This window comes from Ruminococcus sp. NK3A76, assembly GCF_000686125.1.
Lineage (GTDB): Bacteria > Bacillota > Clostridia > Oscillospirales > Ruminococcaceae > NK3A76.
Genome location: NZ_JMMA01000002.1, coordinates 2270650 through 2297119, shown reverse-complemented (window position 1 = coordinate 2297119; position 26470 = coordinate 2270650). Strand labels below are relative to the sequence as shown.

General features: G+C 49.2%; 25 protein-coding genes and 1 pseudogene. 16 read left to right on the top strand and 10 right to left on the bottom strand.

Annotated features, from left to right (window positions below):
* Window positions 1–94 precede the first annotated feature (94 nt).
* The 6 genes and pseudogenes from thiW to CD05_RS20645 all read left to right on the top strand — a co-directional run.
* Window positions 95–610, top strand: a pseudogene (thiW, locus tag CD05_RS0110650) (energy coupling factor transporter S component ThiW); the annotation flags it as partial.
* Between the two features lie 199 nt (window positions 611–809).
* Window positions 810–1613, top strand: a complete 804-nt coding sequence (thiM, locus tag CD05_RS0110645) for a hydroxyethylthiazole kinase (RefSeq protein ID WP_028510481.1) — start codon at window positions 810–812, stop codon at window positions 1611–1613.
* 28 nt (window positions 1614–1641) lie between these two features.
* Window positions 1642–2277 carry a thiamine phosphate synthase gene (gene thiE, locus CD05_RS0110640; protein ID WP_028510480.1) on the top strand — a complete coding sequence of 212 codons (636 nt, stop codon included), beginning with the start codon at window positions 1642–1644 and terminating at the stop codon, window positions 2275–2277.
* Between the two features lie 17 nt (window positions 2278–2294).
* Complete coding sequence (gene thiD, locus CD05_RS0110635) at window positions 2295–3101, top strand: bifunctional hydroxymethylpyrimidine kinase/phosphomethylpyrimidine kinase (protein WP_028510479.1); 807 nt, start codon at window positions 2295–2297, stop codon at window positions 3099–3101.
* Between the two features lie 13 nt (window positions 3102–3114).
* On the top strand, window positions 3115–4419 hold the full coding sequence (gene thiC, locus CD05_RS0110630; protein ID WP_028510478.1) for a phosphomethylpyrimidine synthase ThiC: 1305 nt from the start codon (window positions 3115–3117) through the stop codon (window positions 4417–4419).
* A gap of 62 nt (window positions 4420–4481) precedes the next feature.
* Window positions 4482–4730: a hypothetical protein gene (locus CD05_RS20645; protein WP_156947439.1), complete on the top strand. Its 249-nt coding sequence runs from the start codon at window positions 4482–4484 to the stop codon at window positions 4728–4730.
* Between the two features lie 64 nt (window positions 4731–4794).
* Here the strand turns inward: CD05_RS20645 and CD05_RS0110615 are convergent, their stop codons facing one another.
* Together CD05_RS0110615 and CD05_RS0110610 are read right to left on the bottom strand one after the other, a co-directional pair.
* A complete protein-coding gene (locus CD05_RS0110615; protein ID WP_028510477.1) occupies window positions 4795–5127 on the bottom strand; it encodes a hypothetical protein in 333 nt (110 codons plus the stop codon).
* 198 nt (window positions 5128–5325) lie between these two features.
* Window positions 5326–5679 carry a hypothetical protein gene (locus CD05_RS0110610; RefSeq protein ID WP_028510476.1) on the bottom strand — a complete coding sequence of 118 codons (354 nt, stop codon included), beginning with the start codon at window positions 5677–5679 and terminating at the stop codon, window positions 5326–5328.
* 185 nt (window positions 5680–5864) lie between these two features.
* Between CD05_RS0110610 and CD05_RS0110605 the strand changes: the two genes are divergently transcribed.
* The 7 genes from CD05_RS0110605 (at window position 5865) to CD05_RS0110575 (ending at window position 13925) form a co-directional block, all read left to right on the top strand.
* Entirely contained in the window at window positions 5865–7712 is a 1848-nt protein-coding gene (locus CD05_RS0110605; protein ID WP_028510475.1) for a fibronectin type III domain-containing protein, read from the top strand.
* 20 nt (window positions 7713–7732) lie between these two features.
* Window positions 7733–8125, top strand: a complete 393-nt coding sequence (locus tag CD05_RS19815) for a hypothetical protein (protein WP_028510474.1) — start codon at window positions 7733–7735, stop codon at window positions 8123–8125.
* Window positions 8122–9195, top strand: a complete 1074-nt coding sequence (locus tag CD05_RS0110595; protein ID WP_028510473.1) for an acyltransferase — start codon at window positions 8122–8124, stop codon at window positions 9193–9195. The genes CD05_RS19815 and CD05_RS0110595 overlap by 4 nt, the downstream gene beginning before the upstream one ends.
* Window positions 9196–9337: 142 nt before the next feature.
* A complete protein-coding gene (locus CD05_RS0110590) occupies window positions 9338–10216 on the top strand; it encodes an AraC family transcriptional regulator (protein WP_028510472.1) in 879 nt (292 codons plus the stop codon).
* Window positions 10217–10337: 121 nt separating this feature from the next.
* Window positions 10338–11360: an SDR family oxidoreductase gene (locus CD05_RS0110585; protein WP_028510471.1), complete on the top strand. Its 1023-nt coding sequence runs from the start codon at window positions 10338–10340 to the stop codon at window positions 11358–11360.
* On the top strand, window positions 11353–12114 hold the full coding sequence (locus CD05_RS0110580; RefSeq protein WP_028510470.1) for an SDR family oxidoreductase: 762 nt from the start codon (window positions 11353–11355) through the stop codon (window positions 12112–12114). The genes CD05_RS0110585 and CD05_RS0110580 overlap by 8 nt, the downstream gene beginning before the upstream one ends.
* Window positions 12115–12161: 47 nt before the next feature.
* On the top strand, window positions 12162–13925 hold the full coding sequence (locus CD05_RS0110575; protein ID WP_028510469.1) for a 1-deoxy-D-xylulose-5-phosphate synthase: 1764 nt from the start codon (window positions 12162–12164) through the stop codon (window positions 13923–13925).
* A gap of 86 nt (window positions 13926–14011) precedes the next feature.
* Here CD05_RS0110575 and CD05_RS0110570 read toward each other — a convergent pair whose 3' ends face one another.
* The 3 genes from CD05_RS0110570 to CD05_RS0110565 all read right to left on the bottom strand — a co-directional run bounded on the left by CD05_RS0110570 (window position 14012) and on the right by CD05_RS0110565 (window position 16650).
* On the bottom strand, window positions 14012–15382 hold the full coding sequence (locus tag CD05_RS0110570; protein ID WP_028510468.1) for a TrpB-like pyridoxal phosphate-dependent enzyme: 1371 nt from the start codon (window positions 15380–15382) through the stop codon (window positions 14012–14014).
* A gap of 560 nt (window positions 15383–15942) precedes the next feature.
* Window positions 15943–16098, bottom strand: a complete 156-nt coding sequence (locus CD05_RS20915; RefSeq protein ID WP_198021595.1) for a hypothetical protein — start codon at window positions 16096–16098, stop codon at window positions 15943–15945.
* 51 nt (window positions 16099–16149) lie between these two features.
* Window positions 16150–16650 (bottom strand): hypothetical protein, encoded by a 501-nt coding sequence (locus CD05_RS0110565; protein WP_028510467.1) that lies wholly within the window; start codon window positions 16648–16650, stop codon window positions 16150–16152.
* A 101-nt stretch (window positions 16651–16751) separates the two neighbouring features.
* Here CD05_RS0110565 and CD05_RS0110560 point away from each other — a divergent pair, with 101 nt between their 5' ends.
* Window positions 16752–17102: a helix-turn-helix domain-containing protein gene (locus CD05_RS0110560; protein ID WP_028510466.1), complete on the top strand. Its 351-nt coding sequence runs from the start codon at window positions 16752–16754 to the stop codon at window positions 17100–17102.
* On the top strand, window positions 17099–17935 hold the full coding sequence (locus CD05_RS0110555; protein WP_028510465.1) for an IS3 family transposase: 837 nt from the start codon (window positions 17099–17101) through the stop codon (window positions 17933–17935). Before CD05_RS0110560 ends, CD05_RS0110555 begins: the two co-directional genes overlap by 4 nt.
* 140 nt (window positions 17936–18075) lie before the next feature.
* Here the strand turns inward: CD05_RS0110555 and CD05_RS18325 are convergent, their stop codons facing one another.
* Together CD05_RS18325 and CD05_RS0110545 are read right to left on the bottom strand one after the other, a co-directional pair.
* Entirely contained in the window at window positions 18076–18756 is a 681-nt protein-coding gene (locus CD05_RS18325) for an EAL domain-containing protein (protein WP_242841296.1), read from the bottom strand.
* The gene (locus CD05_RS0110545; protein WP_028510464.1) at window positions 18753–19304 is read right to left on the bottom strand and encodes a hypothetical protein; all 552 of its coding nucleotides are present in this window, start codon (window positions 19302–19304) and stop codon (window positions 18753–18755) included. The genes CD05_RS18325 and CD05_RS0110545 overlap by 4 nt, the downstream gene beginning before the upstream one ends.
* A 721-nt stretch (window positions 19305–20025) precedes the next feature.
* Here CD05_RS0110545 and CD05_RS0110540 point away from each other — a divergent pair.
* Window positions 20026–23112, top strand: a complete 3087-nt coding sequence (locus tag CD05_RS0110540; RefSeq protein WP_051588950.1) for an HD domain-containing phosphohydrolase — start codon at window positions 20026–20028, stop codon at window positions 23110–23112.
* 46 nt (window positions 23113–23158) lie between these two features.
* Here CD05_RS0110540 and CD05_RS0110535 read toward each other — a convergent pair whose 3' ends face one another.
* The 3 genes from CD05_RS0110535 to CD05_RS19810 form a co-directional block, all read right to left on the bottom strand.
* On the bottom strand, window positions 23159–23788 hold the full coding sequence (locus CD05_RS0110535) for a hypothetical protein (RefSeq protein WP_028510462.1): 630 nt from the start codon (window positions 23786–23788) through the stop codon (window positions 23159–23161).
* Between the two features lie 10 nt (window positions 23789–23798).
* Window positions 23799–24095 carry an STAS domain-containing protein gene (locus CD05_RS0110530; protein WP_028510461.1) on the bottom strand — a complete coding sequence of 99 codons (297 nt, stop codon included), beginning with the start codon at window positions 24093–24095 and terminating at the stop codon, window positions 23799–23801.
* A gap of 214 nt (window positions 24096–24309) precedes the next feature.
* A complete protein-coding gene (locus CD05_RS19810) occupies window positions 24310–26469 on the bottom strand; it encodes a SpoIIE family protein phosphatase (RefSeq protein WP_051588949.1) in 2160 nt (719 codons plus the stop codon).
* Between the last annotated feature and the right edge of the window lies 1 nt (window position 26470).

Sequence of the window (26470 nt, the reverse complement as noted above, 5' to 3'; positions counted from 1 at the left end):
GGGTGAGAGGCAGGAAATGACCTGCGACCGCAAATCAAGGCGATACTGCATGACCATTGTACAGTATTGCCATAAGCGAAAAGAGGAATTCAAGATGAAAAAACAAGAAAGCATCATGAAAATGGTCGTGCTCTCTATGCTCGTTGCACTCGGCGTGGTTATTTCGCCTATACTTCGTGTAGAGGGTATGTGCCCTATGGCGCATCTTATCAATATCGTGTGCTCGGTACTTCTCGGGCCGTGGTATTCTCTGCTTTGCGCCACACTGATAGGAATAATAAGAATGACCCTTATGGGCATACCGCCGCTGGCACTTACAGGTGCGGTGTTCGGGGCATTCCTTTCTGGAGTGTTCTACCGTCTTTCAAAGGGCAAGCTGCTCTTTGCCGTGCTCGGCGAGATAATCGGAACAGGCCTGATAGGTGCTGTCGTGTCCTACCCTGTGATGAAGTTCATCTGGGGGCGTGACGGCTTGGGCTGGGTATTCTATATCCCGTCGTTCATTGCAGGAACGCTTATCGGAGGAAGCATAGCGTATATCTTCCTTAGAAAGCTCGCTGACAACGGCACTCTTGCAAATATGCAGAAGCGCCTTGGCTCGCCTGTGTATGCCGACAACAGCAGCCCGCTCACTACAGCGCTGACAATAGCGGCATTCGGTGCGGTATCCTTTATCGTCGTCAAGGTGCTGGGCGGAGTTTTAGAGCTTAGTGCAAAGACGACATCGTATGTAGCCTATGGCTTTGCGGCGGCCTTTGCAGTCGCAGCGCTTTTAGTTTTTACAGTCAAAAAGACCGGAGGGGAAAGGCTTGGAGCTGATAAGTGACATACGAGCCGGTGTCAGAAATGAAAGACCGCTCGTTCACTGTATAACAAACCCGATATCCATAAATCCCTGTGCTAACGTTATCCTCTCGACAGGGGCACGCCCGATCATGGCAGAGCACCCGGAGGAGGCAGCAGTCATCACAGGCACGGCAGGTGCGGTGATGCTCAATCTCGGCAATATCACCGATGTTCGCAAGCAGTCGATGATGATAAGCGCAAGGGAAGCAAGTACAAAGGGAATTCCGTTCGTGCTCGACGTGTGCGGTGCGGCCTGCCTTGCAACAAGGCGGAGCTATGCGCTGGAGCTTACCGGTAAGTACACGCCCTCTGTGGTAAAGGGCAATTACTCAGAGGTCGTCGCTTTGCTAAGAGAGGGCTATTCGTCGTCCGGGGTCGATGCTGACTTAGCACTCACAGCCGATGATGCAGCGCTTGCCGCTGTAAGCCTTGCAAGGAGCACAGGCTCGGTAGTCATAGCAAGCGGCAGCACAGATATAGTAACAGACGGGCAGGATATCGCCCTTATACATAACGGCACCCCTCAGCTTGGCACGATAACGGGCACAGGCTGTATGCAGGGGGCGCTGTGTGCGGCGTATCTGTCAAAGGCAGCAGCTTTTGATGCAGCAGTTGCCGCAGCGGCAGTGTTCGGCATATGCGGCCAGCTTTCTGAGACTGACAAGGGCTCGGGGACTTTCGGTGTTTACCTGCTCGATGCACTCTCGACAGTGACAGACGAGCAGATAGCGGCGCTTGCAGACATAGAGCGCAGAGCCGCACAGTAAAGCGTATTTCATTTTTGGAGGAATAAGTGTGAAACAGCTTGACACAAGGATATATTTTATAACCGACAGCACTATGTACACCGAGGAGGAGTTTCTTTCCCGTGTAAGGGCAGCTCTCGAAGGCGGTGTGAGCCTGATACAGCTTCGTGAGAAGGAGCGCACGACAAGGGAGTATATCGCCCTTGCAGAGAAGGTACACGCACTGACAAAGGAGTTTGGTGTGCCGCTCATCATAGACGACAGGATAGACGTAGCACTCGCCGCAAAGGCCGAGGGCGTTCACTTAGGACAGAGCGATATGCCGATAAAGACAGCCCGTGAGATACTCGGCGATGACTTTATAATAGGTGCGACCGCCAAGACTGTCGAGCAGGCGAAAGAAGCATATGAGCAGGGGGCAGATTACCTCGGCGTCGGGGCAATATATCCTACCACAACAAAGGTCAAGACAGTGCTCACATCAACTGAGATGCTCGATAAGATATGCAAGACAGTGCCGATACCCGTTAACGCTATCGGCGGCCTCAACAAGGACAATATAGATGTCTTAAAGGGCATAGGCATAGCAGGCGTGTGCGCTGTAAGTGCGATAATGAAAGCTGACGACCCCAAGCAGGCGGTAGAGGAGCTTTCGCAGGCAGTTAATGACAAGCTGGGCTTTTGAAAATTAGGAGAACACTTATGAAAACAGCATTGACGATAGCCGGAAGTGATTCCTGCGGCGGTGCAGGGATTCAGGCTGATATAAAAACTATGACGATGAACGGCGTTTATGCTATGAGTGCAATAACAGCGCTCACGGCTCAGAACACCACGGGCGTTCGTGCGATATCTGAGGTGACGCCTGAGTTTTTAGAGCAACAGCTCGATGCCGTGTTTGAAGATATCTTCCCTGATGCGGTGAAGATAGGCATGGTGGCATCGACACAGCTGATAGAGGTAATAGCAGACAGGCTGAAGAAGTATAACGCCAGAAACATAGTCGCAGACCCGGTAATGGTCGCAACAAGCGGCTCGGCTCTTATAAAGACCGACGCTGTGCAGGCACTGACCGAGAGGATTTTCCCCCTCGCAGCATTGGTAACACCGAACATTCCCGAAGCACAGGTGCTTTCGGGCTTGGATATAAAGGACAGAAACGATATGCAGAAGGCAGCTGAAACTATAGCTTCACGCTATGGGTGCGCTGTGCTGCTCAAGGGCGGCCACAGTGTCAGCGATGCAAGCGACCTGCTCTGCTCGGACAAGGGCTTTGAGTGGTTCGAGGGCAGGCGCATCGACAATCCCAACACCCACGGCACAGGCTGCACGCTGTCAAGCGCTATAGCATCAGATCTCGCAAAGGGGTTTGACCTGAGTGAGTCGGTGCAAAGAGCCAAGGAGTATATCTCGGGCGCTCTTGCGGCACAGCTCGACTTAGGACAAGGCTCAGGGCCTATGGCGCACTCGTTTGACCTGCGTTCAAGGTTTTCGGAAGAAAAATGCTGAAAGGAAAAATGTCATGAGAAATTATACCACACAGATGGATGCTGCAAAGAGAGGCATCATCACCCCCGAAATGAAGATAGTAGCAAAGAAGGAATACCGCACCGAGGAGGAGATAAGAGACCTCGTTGCTAAAGGTCAGGTGGCTATATGCGCTAACAAGCTGCACACCTGTATCGACCCTGAGGGCGTAGGCTCGATGCTGCGCACAAAGATAAACGTAAACCTCGGCGTTTCAAGAGACTGCAAGGATTACGATATCGAGATGCAGAAGGTAAACGCTGCCGTTGATATGGGTGCCGAGGCTATCATGGATCTCTCGTCGCACGGCAACACACAGCCATTCCGCCGCAAGCTCACAAGTGAGTGCAAGGCTATGATAGGCACAGTGCCGGTTTACGACAGCGTTATACACTATCAGCGTGACCTTGCAACACTCACAGCAAAGGACCTTATCGACGTTGTAAGGCTCCACGCAGAGGACGGTGTTGACTTTGTTACCCTTCACTGCGGCATAACAAGAAAGACTATCGAGCAGATAAAGAAGCACAAGCGCAAGATGAACATCGTATCCCGTGGCGGCTCGCTTATCTTTGCATGGATGAGCATGACAGGCGAGGAGAACCCGTTCTATGAATACTTCGATGAGATACTTGACATCTGCCGTGAGTATGACGTGACTATATCTCTTGGCGATGCCTGCCGCCCCGGCTGCCTTGCCGATGCGAGCGACGTATGCCAGATAGAGGAGCTTGTGCGTCTCGGCGAGCTTACAAAGCGTGCGTGGGCAAAGGACGTTCAGGTAATGATAGAAGGCCCCGGCCATATGCCGCTTGACCAGATAGAGGCTAACATGAAGATACAGCAGACTATCTGCTCGGGTGCGCCTTTCTATGTTCTCGGGCCGCTCGTTACTGATATCGCTCCCGGCTACGACCACATCACATCTGCCATAGGCGGTGCGATAGCAGCATCAGCAGGCGCTGCATTCCTCTGCTACGTTACCCCGGCCGAGCACCTTGCACTGCCGAATGTTGACGACGTAAAGCAGGGCATAATCGCATCTAAGATAGCAGCTCACGCAGCCGACATTGCAAAGCATATCCCCCACGCAAGAGATATCGACGACAAAATGGCCGACGCAAGGCGCAACTTTGAATGGGACAAGCAGTGGGAGTGTTCTATTGACCCCGAAACTGCAAAGGCTATCCGTGACAGCCGTGCCCCCGAGCATGACGACACCTGCTCGATGTGCGGTAAGTTCTGTGCTGTAAGAAGCATGAACAAGGCACTTGCAGGCGAGATGGTAGACATTCTCTGATAAAACAGTATACAGCAAAAAGCTCCCGCTCCATTACGGAACGGGAGTGTTTTTGTTATTCGGTGACTATGATATTTGCAGGGTTCATTCCCCCTGTGCAGGGAACGAGCCAGCCCTCCTCGATGAGCAGGCGAGTGAAAACGCCCACCTCGTCATACATATACATCATCGCCATGTCGTCTATGTACTTTATAAAGCGCTCGGGCAGATGCTCGGCTGTGGCCTGCTTTGCAGATGCTAAGCGCCCCTATGCCTGCTCGCAGAGCTTTTGTGCAAAAGGTTCAAGGATATCAGCCGCTGCCTTTGCCTGAGCTTTTGTAAAGCAGGGGTAGTTAAGCACTATACTGCTGCCCGGATTTTGTGCAGCACCGCTTTCTATAAGCTCGGTGCAGAGCATCTTTTCAATGCAGTTTCCGGCTGCCTGTTCGCAAGGCCGATAAGCATATTCACCTCTGCCTGAGAATGTATCCAAGACCCTGAGCGGCCGATCTTCTGCCTCATGGCATCGGGTGTGTTTATCTTTACCCAGTGATATTCTATCGTTCCGTGGTCTGAGGCCGATGTGCCCATGAACGGCAGATAAAGGTCGCCTGCCGGGTCTTTTTCTGTGAGAAATCTGCGCACTGTCTCGTCTTCGGGCAGCTCGCCTACGACATCTTCCTCAAAGGCAACACCGCACGACCACCGGCTCTGGCCTTTGTGTGCCATCTGCTTGCCGAATTTCCGTCATAATACCCAATTTCACCTTGTTTTACGCCAGTAAAACTGCGGCAAAAATGGGCATTCTGACGAAAATTCGGAGTGTTCAGCAAAGCTGAACAACCGCATACTGACACACAATGGTCGTGCGGTGTTGCCCAAAATATCGGTATCCGAGCTTTAAAAGCCTTGTGAGTATCAGCCACTTCAGGAAATTGAGCGGCATATCGCACCCGTAAAAGCCCACGCCTTTAAATTCATCGAGCATCTTATCGAGCATCTTGTAAATGCTGCCTTGATGTAGGCGGCACTTTCTTTTAAGCGGTCTTCATTTGCCTTGTGCCTTGCGTCTGCCGAATTCTTTGTGAGTATCACTATGTCGCTCTGATAAAGGCCGTTTTTCTCGCTTAATAGCCCAAGCTCTTTGAGCTTGCCTATCTCGCTTTCAAGATAAGCTTTAGGCACGACGAGCTGTAAACTCAGCTGCTCGTTCTCTCTTGCCTGTTCTTCGAGTTTTTCCCAGCTGCCGTCGGATATCGTCTCGTCAAGCCCGGCTGTCAATACGCAATATCATCATATATGTCAATTGTCACATATAACCTTTAATAATAGCGCCGCCATATACCCCTAAATAATTGGAAAAACCGCCGAAAATAAGCCATTTGATTGACAAATAAGAATGGCTGTGCTATAACAAAATTTGGTGTTGAATTAAGTATATCAATTAACGGAAGGAAGGATCTTTTATGAAAAAAGCATTGGCTGTGGCTTGCTTTGCGGCAGTTCTTGGCGTTTTCGGTGCAGGCGCTGTAAGCGGCACGGACAGCGGTGCAGGCCTTATCAAGGCTTATGCAGAGGACGAAGCACTCGTTTACGGCGATTTTGAGTATTCGCTCGATGAGAACGGGAATGTGACTATCGTAAAGTTTAACGGCACGACGACTGATGTGGTCATACCTGCATCTATCGACGAAAAGCCCGTTACAGCTGTTGCAGGCGGCGCATTCTACGGCTGCACAGGGATAAAGAGCATTAAGTTTGAGTCTGACAAGACAGCTCCCGAAAAGGGCTCGGCCGGCTTTGTGGCAGACGGTGTAAAGGCAGAGGGTGTAAAGATTCTCTGCGGCTATTCATCGCTTGCAAAGAAATACGCTGAGGAAAACGGCTTTGAATGCGAGATAACTGACCTTGTGGATATAAGCAATGCGACTATCACGCTCTCGCCTGCAGAGTTCACATACGACGGCAGCTCCAAAAAGCCCGGTATCCTTGTGCTTTACGGCGGCAATACTCTTTCTGAGGGCGTTGATTACAAGCTCATCTTTTCAAACAACAACAGCGCAGGAAATGCGGCTGTAAGAATAGTCGGTATCGGCAGGTTCACAGGCTCGGTGGAAAAGAGCTTTACTATAAAGAAAGCATCTCTCACAGGCGCTGAGGTCACTCTTTCGGCAAGCAGCTTTGTGTATAATGCAAATGCTGTTACCCCAACTGTCACAGTAAGGGCAGGCGGCAGGATGCTCGTCAAGAACAGAGACTATACGCTTACATATAAGAACAACGACGCAGTAGGCACAGCCTATGTCACCATAACAGGTATCGGCAACTACGAGGGAAGCCTTCAGAGGAGCTTTTCGATAAAACTCGCAGACGTTACAGGCCTTAAGGCAAAGTCGGCAACTGAGAGCTCTGTGACCCTCACATGGAAAAAGACAACAGGCGCTGCAGGCTATAAGGTGTATATGCTCAACAGCACAACAGGCAAGTATGTGCTCAAGACAACAGTCAGCTCGAACACTGCAACTATATCAGGCCTTACAGCAGGCACAAAGTATAAGTTCGGCGTCAAGGCTTGCAGGACACAGGGCGGTAAAACATATACATCAAAGACAGGCTGCTACACAAAGGTGACGGCAGCTCCGGCAAAGGTCGATTTCAGCATAGCTACCACTCAGAAGGGCAAGGCAAAGCTCAGCTGGAAGAAGACCAAGGGTGCAACGAGCTATGTGGTTTACTACAAGCAGAAAAAGGCTGATAAATGGAAAAAGATAACCACGCTCAGCTCGTCTGCAAGGTCTTATACAGTCACAGGCCTTTCGGGCAAAAAGGGCGGCTATCTCACAGTCAAGGCATTTGTTAAAAACGGCAGCGTCAACTGCGGCGGCAAGTTCAAGGCAAAGAAGATATATAAGTATCAGAAGGCAGCAGCAAGACTTGACGTATGCGGCTGGGATATCAAAAAGGCCTGCTATGCGGCAGCCGTTCCGTGGATAGGCGCAGGACTTCCGAGAAGCGGCAGCGTGACTATGGAATGGTATGCAGACTATGGCTTCTCGCACGGCTACGGCCACTGCTTCTGCATGGCAGCTATGTTTGCTGAAATGGCAAAGACTATGGGCTATGATTGCAGACAGGTACACGGCGCAGTAGGTACGAGCGTTCATTCATGGACAGAGCTCACATTAAACGGCACTACATACATCTGCGACCCCGACTTCATCACTGAGACAGGCAGAAACGGGTTCTGTATAGTTTACGGCACACACGGCACATGGATGTATTCAAAGTACGGTTATGTAGCCACTAAGGGCTGATATCAACGGAGGGAACGACAATGAAAAAAATGATTCTTACAGCTGTTTTAGCAGCGGCAATAATGAGCCTTGCATCATGCGGTACAGACGGCAGCTCGTCTGACAGCAGCTCAAAGGCAACAGCTGCGGCAGCATCGTCACAGGCAGACAGCACACAGAGCAGTCAGGAGACTGAGGCAACGACTACTCAGGCACCCGAGACAACAACTACTGAGGAGACTACTACAACGGCTTCTGAGACTGAAACTGAGACCGAGACGACTACTACAACAGAGGAAACAACAACTACTACCACTCAGGAAACAACCACAACAACGGATGAAACGACCACCACAACAGCCCAGGAGACCGAGGCTCAGACACAGAGCCCTGACGACGGCTGCGTAGGCGATGACGAGGGGCTGTTCTTTTGAGTAAGCAAAGCAAGGGGAGGATACTCTACCTTAGCAGACTAAAGGCTTTGGCGTGTATCGCTGTAGTGGTGCTGCACACCTTCTACGCCGCAGATGCCTTTGCAAAGGACAAGACACAGCATATGCTCATGCTCTCTGTCAGGAACTGCTGTATGTGGGCGGTGCCGTGCTTTGTAATGGCGACAGGCGCTTTGCTGCTCGACCCGGAGCGGAAGCTAAGCTACAAAAAGCTGTTCGGCAGGCTCGTGCTTAAAATGGCGCTTGCGCTTGCAGTGTTCACCTTCCTGTTCGAGCTGTTTGATGAAAAGCTCATCAAAAAAGAGGTCACGGGGGCACTTTTTGTAAACACCCGGGATAACATTATCCTCGGCACCGGCTGGAAGCATATGTGGTATCTCTATCTTATGATAGCGCTTTATCTTATGATGCCCGTGTATAAGGCCGTGACTGAAAAGAGTGACAAGAACCTTGTCTGCTACCTGTGCGTGATACTCTTTGCATTCTTGTCGATGCGGCCTCTCGTTGAGACGGTCACAGGGTCGCAGACGGCGTTTTACATCTGCGTTTACAGTGTTTATCCGCTGTTTCTGTTTTGCGGGTATATGCTGCATAATAAGTATTTCACGCTGCCTGCGTGGTACTATGCGTTTACCGCATCAGTCGGTCTTGCATTTACGGTGTATTTCACCGCTGCCTGCATAGACACCAAGTCAAAAGAGGTCACATCACTGCTCGGCAGCTATTCCTGCCCGATATATGTTGTAACGGCTTTCTGCATCTTCGGCGCTTTCAGTGGCTGCAAGGGTGATAAGAGGATACCTATACTTGATACTATAGCCTGCGAGCTTGAAAGATGCTCCTTCGGCATATATCTTCTGCATATGGCAGTGCTCAAATACATATTCGCCGTCACGAGGTATGACCCCTTCAAATTCGGCGGTGTATGGTCTGTTATAGTTATAGCGCTTGTATCTCTTATGATATCGTATGGCGTTACGAGGATATATTCGCTCATTCCGGTGTTTATAAAGCGCATAAAGCCTGAGCCGGAAGAAGCAAAGAAAGAATAGAATGATCATAACAGCTTGCTGCACTTATTATGTGTAGCAGGCTTTTTTGTTTTCAGCTATTGCAATTTGCTGTGTTTTGTGTTATCATATTAAAAATTGTAAAAATCTATTATAGCAGCTTTGCGTGAAAGGATGTGAATACATGAGCAGTCTCTTTGAAAAGCAGGACAGCCTGAATTCGCCTGTCGAGACATTCGTCTTTGACACAAAGAAAGACCCATTCCCGGTAAAGCCGCACTGGCATTATTTTGCGGAGTTTATATATGTGCTCAGCGGTACGGCATCTATCTCCTGCGACGGCAGACCGTATACCGTAAGTGAGGGCGAGCTGATACTCTTTTACCCTTCGTCGGTGCATTCTATCTACTCGGCAGATGACGGGCAGGTGGTCTTTGCAGGCATAAAGTTTGACCCGGCAAGGTTTCCTAACACCTCGTCATATGCGCCGTCAGTCTCGTCGATATTCAGGTACGCCCAGAGCAATGATATGCAGATACACTTCGGCACACAGACAGCTCAGGCACTGCACAGCCGGGAGATATTCTCAGACTGCGTCAGCGAGACAGAGCAGTATCTCTACGGGCGTGATATCATGCTGAGAGCGCAGATATACAGGCTTATCTTTGGCATAGTAAGGCAGTGGACGGCCTCGGGGCTCAACATGAATAAATGCCCTGTCAGCCCGGCTGAGATATACGGTATCGAGAATATCGCCGAGTATATCGACAGCCGCCTGGAAGAGAATATCCGTGTGGCTGATATCGCCGCCAAGTGCCATATGAGCTATTCGGGATTTGCGGCGAAATTCCGTGAGCAGTACGGCATGAGCTGCAAGGAGTACATTGAGCGCATGAGGATATTCAAATCTGAGGAGTACCTGCTGTTCACCGACCACGACCTTGCGTTTATCAGCCGCCGCACAGGCTTTTCAGACGAGAGCCATTTCATACGCAGCTTCAAAAAGCTCCGAGGGCAGACGCCCAAGCAGTTTCGTATAAAAAGCAGGCAGCCAAAAGTATGAGCTTTTGACACAAAAATAGAATAAATCTCTAATAATGCATAAAAACCGTTGATTGTCTCTTTGAAATATGCTATGATACTAAAAATCAGTGTGATTCAATAGCATTAAGGAGGACACCAACATGAAAATTCTATTTGTCGGCGGCACTGGAACTATCAGCATGGCGATAACAAGGCTTCTTGCCAAAAGGGGCGACGAGCTTTATCTTTTAAACCGTGGCAGCAGGACGTCCGAGCTGCCGGAGAATGTAAGGGTAATAAACGCAGATATCTCCGACGAGGCAGATGTTGCTAAAAAGCTCGAAGGAATGACCTTTGACTGCGTGGGCGAGTTCATAGGCTTTGTGCCGTCGCAGCTTGAGCGTGACTACAGGCTCTTTAAGGACAAGACAAAGCAGTTTATCTATATCAGCTCGGCATCTGCATATCAGAAGCCGCCAAGGAGCCATATCATAACCGAGGAAACACCTCTTGAAAACCCCTACTGGGAGTATTCACGCAACAAGAAAGCCTGCGAGGATTATCTTATGGAGCGCTATGAGAAGGACGGCTTCCCTGTGACAATAGTGCGGCCGAGCCACACCTACGACGAGCGCAGCGTGCCGCTCGGCGTACACGGAAACGGCGGCAGCTGGCAGGTGGTAAAGCGCATAATGGAGGGCAAGCCCGTCATCATACACGGCGACGGCTCGTCACTCTGGACGATAACCCACAACAGCGACTTTGCAAAGGGCTACGTCGGGCTTATAGGCGATCCGAAGGCTATAGGCCAGGCTTTCCACATAACTACTGATGAGAGCGTCAGCTGGAACAGGATATACGGCGCTATCGCACAAGCACTCGGCAAGGAGCTGAAGCCATACTACGTTTCCTCGCAGATGCTTGCAGATATGGGCAGGCAGTATGACTTCACAGGAAGTCTTACCGGCGATAAATCAAACACGGTGATATTTGACAACTCAAAACTAAAGAGTCTCGTGCCGGATTTCAAAGCAGAGATATCCGCTGAGGAGGGCATCAAGATGACGGTCAGGAATATCCTCTCTCACCCCGAGTTCCAGAATGAAGACAAGGAATTCGACGAATGGTGCGACAGGGTGATAGAAGTATTGGAAAAAGCAAAGGAGACTATGAACAATGATTGATGTAAAGGGACGCTGGGCATTCATTACAGGTGCCGCAAGAGGGATAGGATACGGCGCTGCCAAGTTTATGGCAGAGCGTGGCTGCAACCTTGTTTTGCAGGGAAGAACGGCAGAGCACTGCGACAAGGTGCTCGCAGAAGTCAAGGCTCTCGGTGTGCAGGCTTATGCAGTCGGCGCTGAGTTTTCAGACCTTGTACAGGTAGAAAAGATGCTCGATGATATCGACGCACTCGGTGTCGATATAGATATCGTGCTCAACAACGCAGGCATACAGGTCGCCTACAGGACAGAGTATCTTAAGACCCCTGCATCTGACTATGAGCAGAGCTTTAAGATAAACACTATAGCCCCCATGATGATAACCTACCACTTCCTTGAAAAAATGGAAAAGAAGGGCTTCGGCCGTATAGTAAACACCACGAGCGGCATACGACTTGAACCGGAGCAGGCAGGCTACAGCGCAAGCAAGGCAGCGCTTGACAAGGTGACTATGGACCTCGCTTCAAAGGTAAACGGCACAGATGTATGCATAAACATTACTGACCCCGGCTGGTGCAGGACAGACCTCGGCGGTGCGCACGCACCAAATGCCCCCGAAAGCTCGCTGCCGGGCGTTGTGGTGGGTGCATTCATAGACGACAAGCGCTCGGGAAGAAACTTCTCAGCCGGCAATTTCTACGGCCTGATCCTTGAAGAAGCAGTGATCAAGGCCGAGAGCGAGATACCCGTATATACAGGCTCTATAGGGCTCTGATACACACCTTTAAACTCAACACAGCTACAGAAATGAGGACAAGATATATGTACGAGATACTTGACAGGATAAACAGCCCCCGTGACCTTAAAGGCCTGACGACAGACGAGCTTAAGGCTCTTGCGCAGGATATCCGTGATGCGATGCTCAACCGCCTTTCAAAGCACGGCGGCCATTTCGGGCCTAATTTCGGTATTGTCGAAGCGACTATCGCCATGCACTATGTGTTTGACTCGCCGAAGGACAAGATAGTGTTCGATGTTTCGCACCAGTGCTATCCGCACAAGATACTCACCGGCAGAAAGCTCGCCTACACTGACGAGGCGCACTTTAACGACGTGTCAGGCTACACCAACCCCGAGGAGAGCGAGCATGACTTCTTCAATGTAGGCCACACCTCGACCTCCGTCAGCCTTGCAGCAGGCCTTGCCAAGGGCAGAGACCTCACAGGCGGCAGCGAGAATATCATAGCCGTTATCGGCGACGGCTCATTAAGCGGCGGAGAAGCGCTTGAAGGCATCGACTTTGCAGGTGAGATGAACACGAACTTCATCATAGTAGTGAACGACAACGATATGTCGATAGCCGAGAACCACGGCGGAATGTATAAAAATCTCAAAGCTCTGCGTGAGGGCAGCGGAAAGGCCGAGACGAACCTTTTCACAGCTATGGGGCTTGACTATGTGTTCGTGCAGGACGGAAACGACATCGGGCAGCTGATAGAAGCTTTTAAAACAGTTAAGGACAGCGTGAGCCCTGTTGCCGTGCATATAGTCACACAAAAGGGCAAGGGCTGGCAGCCAGCCGAAAAGGACCGTGAGGACTGGCACTGGCATATGCCCTTTGACCCCGAAACAGGCAAAGGCAAGTGGAACTGGGACGGCGAGAGCTACGGCTCGATCACCTGTGAGTTCCTTATGGAAAAGATGAAAAACGACCGCTCGGTGTGCGCTATCACCGCTGCTACGCCTACTCTTATGGGCTTTACCGAGGACAAGCGTGAGCAGTTTAAGGGGCAGTTTTTCGATGTGGGCATAGCTGAGGAGACAGCGACGGCTCTTGCATCGGGCATTGCCAGAAACGGCGGCAAGCCTGTCTTCGGTGTCAACAGCACATTCATGCAGAGGACATACGACCAGATAATGCAGGACGTATGCTTAAACGGCACGGCTGTCACATTCCTTGTGTATTCGGCATCTGTGTGGGGCATGAGCGATGTTACGCATATAGGCATATACGATATACCCATGATATCAAATATCCCCGGGCTTGTATATCTCGCCCCGACCTGCGCTGAGGAATACCTCGCAATGACCGGCTGGGCACTCGAACAGAACAGATACCCGGTAGCTATAAGAGTTCCCTGCAACGGCGTGGTGCATTCAGACAAGGCTTACCCGACAGATTACAGCGAGCTTAACAAATTCGAGGTAACACAGCAGGGGAGAGGTGCGGCTATCATCGCCCTCGGTGACTTCTACCAGACAGGCGAGCAGGCAGCAGCGCTCTTAAAAGAGCAGGGCATAGATGTTACGCTTATAAACCCAAGATTTATCACCGGGCTTGACACACAGCTGCTTGAATCTCTCAAAGCAGAGCACAGCGCTGTCATAACCCTTGAAGACGGCGTGCTCGACGGCGGCTTTGGCCAGAAGATTGCGGCTTTCTACGGCGACAGCGACATGAAGGTCAGCTGCCTTGGCCTTGAAAAGCTCTTCTATGACCGCTACAACGCATCAGAGGTGCTGGATCAGCTCGGCATCACTCCTGAGGCTATAGCGGAAAGAGCAAAGAAAATGCTTGACATATAAACTGAGATATATTTCTCCTCACATAAGAATAACGGCATATCTGCTTTTAGCTTGCAGATATGCCGTTATGCTTTTTAGTATTAGTATCAGCCTAAGTTCGGGAGGTTAGCAAGGCTCTTTGCTATTTCCTCGTCAGACGGGATATAATCGCTCATCTCGCCGTCGTTGAACTTCTGATATGCCACCATATCGAAATAGCCTGTGCCTGTAAGACCAAATAGGATAGTCTTCTCCTCGCCTGTCTCCTTGCACCTGATAGCCTCGTCCATAGCTGCACGGATAGCGTGGCTGCTCTCGGGTGCAGGCAGGGTGCCTTCTACTCTTGCAAAATACTGTGCTGCCTCGAAAACAGATGTCTGCTCAACGCTTCTTGCTTCGATAAGACCCTCATCATACAGCTCGGAGAGCACAGAGCTCATGCCGTGATATCTCAGGCCGCCTGCGTGGTTGGGTGAGGGGATAAAGCCGCTGCCGAGAGTGTACATCTTTGCAAGAGGACAAACCATGCCTGTGTCGCAGAAGTCGTATGCGTACTTGCCCCTTGTGAGTGACGGGCAGGAAGCCGGCTCAACAGCGATGAACTTGTAGTCAGCCTCGCCCCTGAGCTTTCTGCCCATGAAGGGTGAGATAAGGCCGCCGAGGTTGGAGCCGCCGCCGGCGCAGCCGATGATAACGTCAGGCTTTATTCCGTACTTGTCGCAGGCTGCCATTGTTTCAAGGCCTATTACCGACTGGTGCAGCAGTACCTGAGAGAGAACCGAGCCGAGGACGTATCTGTAGCCCTCCTGCGAAACAGCTGCTTCAACTGCCTCGGATATAGCGCAGCCGAGCGAGCCTGTTGTGCCGGGGAACTTTTCGAGTATCTCACGGCCTACCTTTGTAGTATCAGACGGTGAGGGGGTAACGGAAGCGCCGTATGTTCTCATGACTTCACGCCTGAAAGGCTTCTGCTCGTAGGAAACCTTTACCATGTATACCTTGCAGTCGAGGTCAAAGTAAGCGCACGCCATTGACAGCGCAGTGCCCCACTGGCCTGCACCTGTCTCGGTGGTAACGCCCTTGAGCCCCTGCTTTTTAGCGTAGTAAGCCTGAGCGATAGCGCTGTTTAACTTATGGCTGCCCGAGGTGTTGTTGCCCTCGAATTTGTAGTATATCTTGGCAGGCGTGCCGAGAGCCTTCTCCAAGAAGTATGCCCTTACCAGCGGCGAGGGGCGGTACATTTTATAGAAACTTAATATCTCCTCAGGTATCGGGATAAGTGCCGTGTCGTTGTCAAGCTCCTGCTTGGCGAGCTCTTCGCAGAACACTACGCTTAATTCTTCAAGAGTCATCGGCTTGCCTGTGCCGGGGTTTAAAAGCGGAGCAGGCTTGGTCTTCATATCAGCTCTGACATTGTACCATGCCTTAGGCAGCTCGCTCTCGTCGAGATAGATCTTGTAGGGTATCTTGTTTTCCATGTTTACATCTTCCTTTCAGTAAAGAATAAGCCTGCACAGCACAGCCGCTGTGCGTATTGCCATAAAAAAAACCTGCCCCATATCAAAACATGGGACAGGGTAATTACTAAACCTGCGGTGCCACCCAATCTGGCGATAAACGCCCTCTCGGCGCCCGTACTGACATACGAGCCTGCATTGATAACGGGGGCAGAACACCCGTTGACTGCTACTTGCTGCTGCTGCGGCTTTCGGTCACCCTCACAAGCCCATTCATCACTGTTCCCGATGCTGCCTTTCAGCCTGCGGCAGCTCTCTGTGAACGGAAGGTCAATGACTACTTACTCTTGCTCGACGGTTTGTTATTATTGCTTTAATGCTTTTATGTGCTAAAAGTATTATACATCATTTTTTTGCGTTTGTCAAGAGGGAGAGAGGGGATTTTTGTATTTTTGCAGTTGGAGAAAAAATAATGGTTATCCCTTTAACACACCACCTTTAATGACATTGTAAATAGCTCATATAAATATGCTATTAAAGATGATGTGTCAGCGGGATAACCATGTTTCTGAATAATTCTATTACATCCAATCATGTGCATACATTTCGTACGAATCATACTCAGGTAAACCATATTCATCAAAATCGAAAGCTTTTTCTTTTCCGGAATTAAGACCGTCTACATAGGAGGTCCTACCGCAAACTATTTTTCCGTCTTTTCTAAGTATTATTGTCAAACCAGCTGAACTGCAATCGAAACTACTGTTGTTTTTTATTTTTCCGGTAAATTATATATCGTCAAATTCATCAGTTCTAATTCTAGTGCCACTTATCTCAAATTCAGAAGATTCAATATGATCGGAAGGTGTAACTATATCACCAGGCTCAATTTCAATTTCCACCTTTTTGGGCTTTTCGCCATTTGTTTCAACAAATGAACCAAACGCCTGTTGTTCTCCGGGAGCAATAATGCCCATTGTTTGGTCTTCTGTAGATAATACGCTGCCATCTTTATCATATAGTGTTACAATAATTATATAAAACTCATAGTAATTATTCTTATCCGGATTGTTTACTATAACACCATATTCTATATAATCATTATCCGTTGTCAAACAATAGCCACTTTCTACAAGCTCAACATCAAGCGCCTCACTTTTAGACGTTTCTTCTGATGTGTCAACAATCGTATCATCTTCGTCTATTTCGGAGTCTTTGCTGCTTTCTTCGGAAGTATCAGCAACTGAATCTTCTTTAGCTTTTACTGTTTCTGAACTGCTTTCTTCCACTGTCTCTGATTGACTTTGCTTTGAAATGCTCCCCTTTTGTTAGACAATGTGGTATAATAGAAACATACCAATTAGGAATCTAACGAAAGGGGGGCATTTTTATGCCTAAAGGAATACCCAATAAGAGATACACACCCGAATTTAAGATCAAAGTGGTTGAAACAATGCAGAACGAGAAATTAAGTTATATGGAAACTGCAAAACAATTTGACATTCCACAAGGAGATAAGACAGTTGCGAAGTGGGAGCGCATCTATCTTGAAGAAGGCAAAGAAGGATTTTATGTTGAACGTCGTGGGCGCAAATCAACAGGTCGTCCTCCAAAACTGAAAAAAGAAGTCGAAGAAGACCTCATAGCCGAGGTTCAGCGTCTTCGTGCGGAGAATGCATACTTAAAAAAATTGAATGCCTTGGTTTCCGAAAGGGTACGGCAAGAGAAAAAGCACAAGTGATCTGGGAACTGAGGCATGAATTCAAGATAGGTCTGCTCATTGATGTTGCCGGTATCCCTCGCAGCACCTATTACTATTACAGCAAGCAACTCAATGATCCAAAACCGGATAAATATGCAGCGATCAAGGAAGAGATCCGCAGGATATATGATGAAAGCAAAGGACGCTATGGCTATCGTAGGATAACGAAAGAACTGAGAAAAACGCATAAGATAAACCACAAGACAATTCAGCGATTAATGCGTAAAATGGGTATATTCTGCCGCGTTCGCATGAAGAAATACAACTCATTCAGGGGTGAAGTCGGCAGAATAGCACCAAATCTTCTGGAACGTGATTTTAAAGCGGATAAGCCAAATCAGAAATGGGTCACAGATGTGACAGAGTTTGCTCTGTTTGGTGTCAAGCTGTATCTGTCGCCCATCATCGATCTTTTCAACGGAGAGGTTGTGTCCTACAACCTGAGTTACCACCCTAATTTGAATCAAGTGACCGATATGTTGAATAAAGCATTTGCAAAGATACCGGAAAACACCGGACTCATTTTGCATTCAGATCAGGGCTGGCAGTATCAGCACAAGCAGTACCAGAAAATGCTCAAAGATAAAGGCATAAGACAAAGCATGTCACGAAAGGGAAACTGTCTTGATAACGCCTGTGCAGAAAACTTCTTTGGATTGCTGAAAACAGAACTTCTCTACTTACAGGAATTCTCATCTGTTGAGCACTTCATTTCAGAACTACATTCATACATCGCTTGGTACAACACAAAGCGCATCAAGCTTAAGCTTGATGGAATGTCACCTGTTGAATACAGACTCAACGCTGCATGACAAAAGCGACCAAGATCTCTCTTAGTCGCTTTGCACAAGTTTTCTTTGAAAAGTTTGTCTAACTTTTTGGGGTCAGTTCAATATGTGATCGTATCTTTCTTCTCATTCTTTATCTGTCCTCGGTATTTGTTTTTTTTACCTTAAATTGATGCAAAGCTCTCAAATTCCTCTATCGGCATTGGCTTTGCAAAATAGTAGCCCTGGAACAGCCTGCACCCCATCCCGGCGAGCTGTTCAAACTGATACTCTGTCTCAACGCCCTCGGTGAGCGAGTCTATGCCAAGCTCCTCTGAGAGGCTGATTATGTTCTTGACGATTATGCGTGCCCTGTCTCTGTTTTTCTTGACAGAGAGGAAGCGCATATCTATCTTCAGCACATCAACAGGCATCTCCTTCAGCAGGTTGAGCGATGAATAGCCGCTTCCGAAATCGTCCATCTCAACGATGAAGCCGGCAGCCCTGAGTTCATCAAGGGTGGCCATTCTTTCCTCGGCGTTGTTCATCATCACAGTCTTGGTGATCTCTATCCTGAGCCTGTGAGGTGGTATGCCGTATTCGCTTACGAGATCCTTGATGTCCTTTACAACATCTGAGAAGTAGAAATCCTTCGGCGAGATGTTTACTGATATGAACAGGTCATTGTCAGCCCACCCTGCAAACGTTTCGTAGGCGCAGCGCCACATATGCTTGTCTACCTCAATGATAAGGCCGTTCTTTTCAAGCACAGGTATGAAGCTCGCCGGCGACATAAAGCCGTGTACCGGGTGCTGCCACCTTGCAAGAGCCTCAGCGCCGACTATGTTGCCGTCCCTGTCAGCTATAGGCTGGAGGTAGAGGCGTAGCTGCTTCTCTGATATGGCTGCTTTGAGTCGGTCATTATGCGCCTTTGCAGCGTGAAGTATTTGGCGCTGTCTCCCGAGCCTGTGGTCTTGTTAAAAGTGGTATCCTCAGCAGTCATGATATCGCCGAATATCGCCGTGAGCTTTTCGGGAATGCTGTCAAGCTCCCTTGCTTCGGTGCAGGTGAGCTTCATGCCCTGCTCGTTTGCCCAGATACACCGCCCGTCCGGGTCAAACACAAAGAGTGACTGCTGCATATCAGATGCGATATCCGAGAGCATTCTGTCAAGAAAGCGCAGCGGCCTGTACATTATCGAGAAGTAGAATGTCAGCACGTCTGCAAGGCCGAAGCCTATCATCGAGCGGTCAACAGGCGTTCTTGTGATTATGTAGAATGACTCCCACGCAGACATGGTCACAATGGTAACAAGGCTAACGACGTAGCGCTCCTTGTATATCTTCGGTGTTTTAACAGATACCACCGTGAAGATAAGTATTATGCCGACAAGGATAGTGAGTGTAATCCACAACTCTGTGGAAGGTCTCTCCTATGTGGGGTATAAGCCTGAAATACGGCTCGCCATTGACCGTGACACTCTCGACATCGAATGAGTGGTGAAAAAAACGGGTTTAAAAGCTCCTGACAAACGTCGATGCCGAGCAGAACATATATCAGCTTCGGGGTCTTGTGGCTGCCGTTAGCACCCTTGCAGTAGGCCATTGCAAAGCCAATCAGCGCCAGCACCATAAGATCCATGCCAATGAAGTATACATAGTAGCCGATCTTTGAGAGCTTATCAAAGTTTGAGTTTATCAGAATGAGATTTCCGATTAGCGGCGGGATGATTGCAAGATCAAGCATTGCCACAGGCTTAACTATTGCTTTTTTGACCTGTTGGCTACAACTGTACAAATGCACAGTGCAATCACAACAAAGACAGCGCTATCGTGAGCGATGTCCGCAGATCCATACATATCCCCCCCAATTCATAATATTTTAGTTTAAGCTAATATAATTATACAATATAACGACATAGAATCAAGAAATTTTGTAAACTTTTACTTTTAAGAAATAATTATAATAATTGACATAATTGCCGCCGTTGTGTGTGCTGACGGTGACTTTTCGCAAATGCCAGTTTTGCTGATAGGAGATATAATTATTTTGTCAGCAGGAGTATTGAATTTTTTATTAAAATGTGTTATAATATATGCTGAAAAAATACTATCCTGACGGGAGGGGGAGTTGATATGTTGATTACCGGTCGCCGCAGCAGAGCGGCAGGTGTTGTGTTTTGTTTGATCTTAGCTTTTGTGCTTATCCTGTCTGATGTGCCGTATGCTTTTATGGCATCAGCAGAGAGTGGGGGCGATGAAGCCAGCATATCGGTAGACCCTACAGGCCAGAGCGACGGCTACTCGGCTGTGATGTACGACAACACCAACGGCCTGCCGACCTCCGAGGCAAACGCCATAGCCCAGACGGAGGAGGGCTTTATCTGGATAGGCAGCTACTCGGGTCTTATACGCTACGACGGCAACAGCTTTGAGCGTATCGACTCGACAACGGGTATCGCAAGCGTTGTGAGCCTTTTCGTTGACTCGAAGAATCGCCTGTGGGTCGGCACAAACGACAGCGGCGTGGCTGTTATGGAAAACGGCGAATTCAAGATGTTCGGCAAGAAGGACGGCCTGCGCTCGCTCTCTGTGCGCTCGATAACCGAGGACAGCAGCGGAACTGTCTATATAGCCACCACTCACGGCATCATAACAGCCGATGAGGATCTCAACATCTCAGTGCTCGACCAGCCGCAGATAAATGATGAATACATACGCTCGCTCCAGCTCGGCGCAAACGACACTATATACGGTGTGACTATCGAGGGGGCAGTGTTCACGATAAAGGACGGGGTGCTTGTCGAATTCTGCAACTCTGAAAAGATAGGCATACCCAATATCAGAGCCTTCCTGCCTGACTCTTCAAACCCCGGCTATGCGTACATAGGCGACAGGACTGACAAGCTGTATTACGGCAAATTCGGCAGCGGCTTTACCGTTGTCACTGAATATGACATAGCCCCGCTTGACAATGTGAATTCGATAGCTGCTGTAGGTGATATGATATGGGTCTGCACGGACGGCGGCATAGGGTATCTCAGCAACAGGGAGTTTTACAGGGTCGCTTCGAGCGTGCCTATGAATAACGCTGTCGAGGGAATGATGGTAGACTATCAGAAAAACCTCTGGTTCGTCTCCTCGCAGCAGGGCGTTATGAAGATAGTGCCAAACCAGTTCACCGACCTGTATGAGAAATATCTGCTCGAAAGCAGGGTCGTGTATTCCACCTGCGTGTGCAAGGACAAACTCTTTATCGGCACGAGCGACGGTGACCTGACTGTGCTCGGCGGCGGTGAGGTCATAAAGGAAATGCCTGTCACGAGCTCTGTTACGGCATCGGGCGTAAAGTGCGACGACAAAGACCTTAAAAGTATGCTCCTCGGCCACAAGATACGCTCTATAATCAGAGACAGCAAGGACAGGCTGTGGATATCGACCTTCAGCGAGCACGGGCTCGTAAGATACGATGACGGCAAGGTCACGAAATTCACCGTGGCAGACGGTATGCCCTCTGAACGTGTGAGAGTGGTCGTCGAGAGAAAGGACGGCTCGTTCCTTGCAGCCTGCACCGGCGGCGTTGCCTGGATACAGGACGACAAGGTGGTCAAGGTCTATAACGAATCAGACGGGCTCGCAAACACCGAGGTGCTGAGTGTCGCCGAGGCTGACAACGGCGATATAATCGTCGGCACAGACGGCGGCGGTATATATATCATAAGCAGCAGCGGTATATCCTATAAGGGAACTGATTCCGGCCTTATGTCAGACGTTGTGATGAGGGTCAAGAAAAGCAAAAACAAAGACCTCTACTGGATAGTCACCAGCAACTCCATAGCCTATATGGATAAGGACTATAAGATAACCACTATAAATAACTTCCCCTATTCAAACAACTTTGACCTGTATGAAAACAGCAAGGGCGATGTTTGGGTGCTCTCAAGCCACGGCATATATGTGGCGAATATTGACGAGCTGCTGAAAAACGAGGATATAAACCCTATCTACTACGGCAAGGATAACGGCCTTTGCTGCATATCCACATCAAACTCCTACAGCGAGCTGACTGACGACGGCGACCTGTTTATATCCGGCACGACGGGCGTTGCAAAGGTCAACATTGAAAAGCCATTTGAAAGCGTTGACAACATCAAGATGACCGTGCCCTACATCGAGGCCGACGGCGAGGCGATATATCCCGAGTCTGACGGCAGGTTCATCATACCGGCAGAGACAAGGAAGATAACGGTATACAGCTATGTTTTCAACTATTCGCTGTTAAATCCCAAGGTCACATACAAGCTCGAAGGCTTTGAGAAAAACAGCACGACTATCAGGCGCAGCGAGCTCGTGCCGATAGACTATACCAACCTAAGCGGCGGCAGCTACGATTTCCGCATGGAGATAGAGGATATAAACGGCAGCTCGAGCAAGGTGCTGAGCGTTCGCATAGTCAAAAAGAAGATGTACTACGAGCAGGCGTGGTTCAAGGCACTATGCGTAGTAGCAGGCATAGTAGTGCTCACGGTGCTGTTTCTGATACTCAGCTATGTTATAAAGAAGCGCTATCTCAAAAAGGACAGAGAGCAGAAAATGCTTATCCGTGAGATAGTTGAAGCCTTTGCGAAGGTAATAGATATGAAGGATAAGTATACAAACGGCCATTCGTCACGAGTTGCCGAGTATACCATGATGCTTTCAAAGGAGCTCGGGCTCGATGAGGAGACAGTTGAGAAGTACTACAACATCGCCATGCTGCACGATATCGGCAAGATAGGTGTAAAGGCCGAGGTGCTCAACAAGCAGGGCAAGCTGACCGACAGTGAGTTTGCACAGATAAAGGCTCACTCGGCGCTCGGCTACAACACACTTAAGGATATCAGCATAATGCCGGAGCTTGCGATAGGCGCAGGCGCTCACCACGAGAGGCCTGACGGCAAGGGATATCCCAAGGGGCTCAAAGGCGACGAGATACCGAGGGTGGCTCAGATAATCGCAGTTGCCGACACCTTTGATGCGATGTATTCAGACAGGCCTTACCGAAAGAGAATGAACTTCGACAAGGCAGTGTCTATCATAAAAGAGGTAAGAGGCACGCAGCTGACGGCCGACGTTGTAGATGCTTTCCTGCGGCTCGTAGACCAGGGCAAGTTCCGTGCTCCCGATGATGACGGCGGCGGAACCACCGAGGACATCGACAACATCAGAAAAAAGGCAGAATAAAAGAAATATCCCGATACATCTCGTATCGGGATATTTGCATATGTTGTTATTTCATGAGCTTTTCGATAACGACCTCAGTCGAGTCTGACCTGAGCCATACCTTGACATCGTCTGAGAGCTTTGCAACTATAGACCTTTCAAGCTCGTCGTAGGCGTCTCTCTGAGTCTCCTCGTCGCCTTCTATTTCTATGTTGTCACGGTAGGTGTCGAGCGACCAGTAGCCTACATAGTAATCGTCTATAAAGCGTGATTTGCCGTGCGGCAGACCCATGGTGAACCAGCTGTCAAGGCTGCCTTCGCCGCTGGGGTCTATGCTCTGGGTGCCTATGCGTATCATCTCTCTTATCTTGCCGATGATGCCCTTGGCACTCTCGTTCTTGCCTGTCGATGAAACGGAAAGCAGCTTGTTTTCCTGAGTCTCGGTAACACCTCTGGGGGTTTTCAGATGTATGCGGAAGGTCTTTCCCTGCTCAGTCTGCTCGCTTTCGAGCCATATCTCACCTTTGAAGTTGTTCATTATGCCGTGTATCATGCCAAGAGCCTCCTCAGTGAGCAGGCGCACATACATGGCGTTCTTACCGGTTATGCCATTGTATTCGGAGAATTTTTCAGCAGCATCAAGAGCCTGTTCTCTGCCCTTTAGGTCACCATATACCTGAATGATGTCTGTAGTCATGTTATCCTCCTTATTTTATTGTGAGTATATCAGAAAACCCTGTTATCTCAAATATGCTTAAGATATCCTCGCTGCAGCCTGTGATATACATACTGCCCTGCTCGCTCATGAGCTTCTGTGCTGCGAGCAGAACCCTGAGGCCTGCCGATGAGATGTAGTCAAGCTCGTTGAAATCGAACACCAGTTCCTTGATGCCTCTGATGCTTGATGTGACCTCATTTTCAAGCTCGGGGGAAGTTATGGTGTCAAGTCTTCCGTCTACCGAAATGGTAAGTGTCTCATTGTTTATGTTTTTGTTGATCTTCATAAAAGGCCAACTCCTTTCAATTGATTATCTTTAGGCAACACCGCACAAAGACCGCCTGAAGGCTTTGTACGCAACTTACTTGCATCTTTTCCGTCATATTACACATTTTTTCCTTGAAATACGGTAGTATTCCTTCGGAAAATCTGTGCAATCTGACGAAAAAGCTGACTGCGCAATTTGCGCACAATCTTCGTGCGGTGTTGCCTTTATTATTTTATGTCAGTATCAGACCGAGCATGGTCAGATCATCAAACTGGTCTGCCTCGCCCACAAAATCATCTACCGACTTTTTAACATCTTCAAGCAGCGCTACTACATTGATATCCTCGTCCTTGCGGCGGTTGAGAGTTTCAAGCAGCCTGTCTGTGCCGAACATCTCGTCGCTTGCATCGGTCGCCTCAGGCACACCGTCAGTGTAGAGGAACAGCGCACCGCCCTTTTCGAGCGTGAACTCGTATTCCTTGTATTTCATGCCGTCCATACCGCCGATCACAAAGCCGTGCTTGTCTTTGAACAGCTCAAAGCTGCCGTCGGCCTTTTTGAGAATGGGGTATTCATGGCCTGCATTGGCTGCGGTTATTTTACCGGTGGAAATCTCAAGTATGCCGAACCATACGGTGACGAACATCTCCTCCTCGTTGTTCTGGCAAATGACGTTGTTTGTCTGTTCGAGAACCTTGGCAGGCGAGCCGCCCATCATGGCGAAGTTGCCTATGAGGATCTTCGACATCATCATAAACAGTGCCGCAGGCACGCCCTTGCCCGAAACGTCAGCCATTACAAGGCCTAAGTGGTCATCATCTATCAGGAAGAAGTCGTAGAAATCGCCGCCGACCTCCTTTGCGGGGTGCATGGTGGCATATACGTCAAATTCCGGCCTGTCGGGGAATGCAGGGTATATCGAGGGCAGCATATCGGCCTGTATCTTTCTTGCAAGCTCAAGCTCTGTGCCTATGCGCTCCTTTTCCTTGGTTATGCGTGTTATATGCTCGATATACTGGGCTGTTTTCTTTGACAGGTCATCAAACGACTCTGCGAGCACCTGTATCTCATCGCCTGTCTTGTAGATGTCCTTCATCTCAAACAGCTTGCCTGTCTTGCCGCCGATGATTATCTCATCAGTCATGCTCTCTATCGGCTTTACTATCTTGTTTGCAACAAAAAGTGCAGCCACAGCACCTACCACGAGTACCAGGGCGACAACTGCAAGTGTCTGCTTTCTCAGGTTGTCGGTGCTTTTAGTGTATTTTTCGGAGGATTGCACATTTATCTCGTCATACTCATTGAGCATACTCTGTGTCGGAGTATCTATTATGCTCTTTTCAACTGCCGAGATGACCGTCCAGCCCACTGTCTTCATGGGCGAGCCTGCCATGTAGTATTCCTTGCCGTCAATCCTGATCTGCTTCAGACCTGTGTCCTGCATAAGCGCCAGTGCCACGAAGGTGGCGAGCTGGGTGTTTTCCGAATCTCTGAGGTCTTCAGCGTTTTCAGTAGTCTCGACTGTGAAGACGCCGTTGTTCTCAGGTGCGAACAACACCTTGCCGTTGCTGCCGACTATGAAGATAAACCCAGCACTTGCTTCCGACCCACGGATGTATTCATCAATGGTGTCAAGCTCAACATCTATGCCGACAACGCCCACTGTCTCGTTGTTTACGACAACGGGGGCAGCGCAGGTGATGCATACCGTGTTTTCAAAGGCATCTCTTTCAACGCCGGTGAAATAAACATCGCCACGGTCTATAGCGCCCTTATACCAGGGTCTCTGACGCACGGGGTATGGCTTCTGCTTGCCGTTTTCATCAAAGAGAGATGAACCGCTGTTTGATATGCCTATATGAGTGCCGTCTGCAAGACCAATATATGCGCTCGTTATCTTAGGATTCGTCTTGACAAGTGATATCATGGTGTTTTTGAGATGAGCAGCGATAGGTAAGTATTCCGACTTTGTGTAGTCAACGCCCTCCTCATACAGCACATGATCGAGCACCTTGCCGTCGTCTGTCGGCTCAGGCAGCCTGTATTCTGCCGGTGCCAGGGTATCTCTTTGCTCGAACAGGCTCTGTGCGTGCGAGCGCAGTGCCTTTATGTTGTTCTCTATCTCGCCGAACAGTGCATCAGCCGCATCTGACTGCAGCGAATTAGTCTTTGTCAGCGAAGACTCTGTGACCTGATACATGGTCTGAGCAGAGGTCTTTTCAATAGCCGTCTGCTGTTCTTCTCTTGCTTCGCTCACCGTCTTGCTGAGCCTAAGTGATTTAAAAACAGAGAACAGCATTCCGCAGGCTGTCAGAATTATCAGGAATATCAGCACGAGATTGAGAATTTTCTGCTGGAGCCCCCCGAGCTTAAATCCAAATAGCTTTTTCATC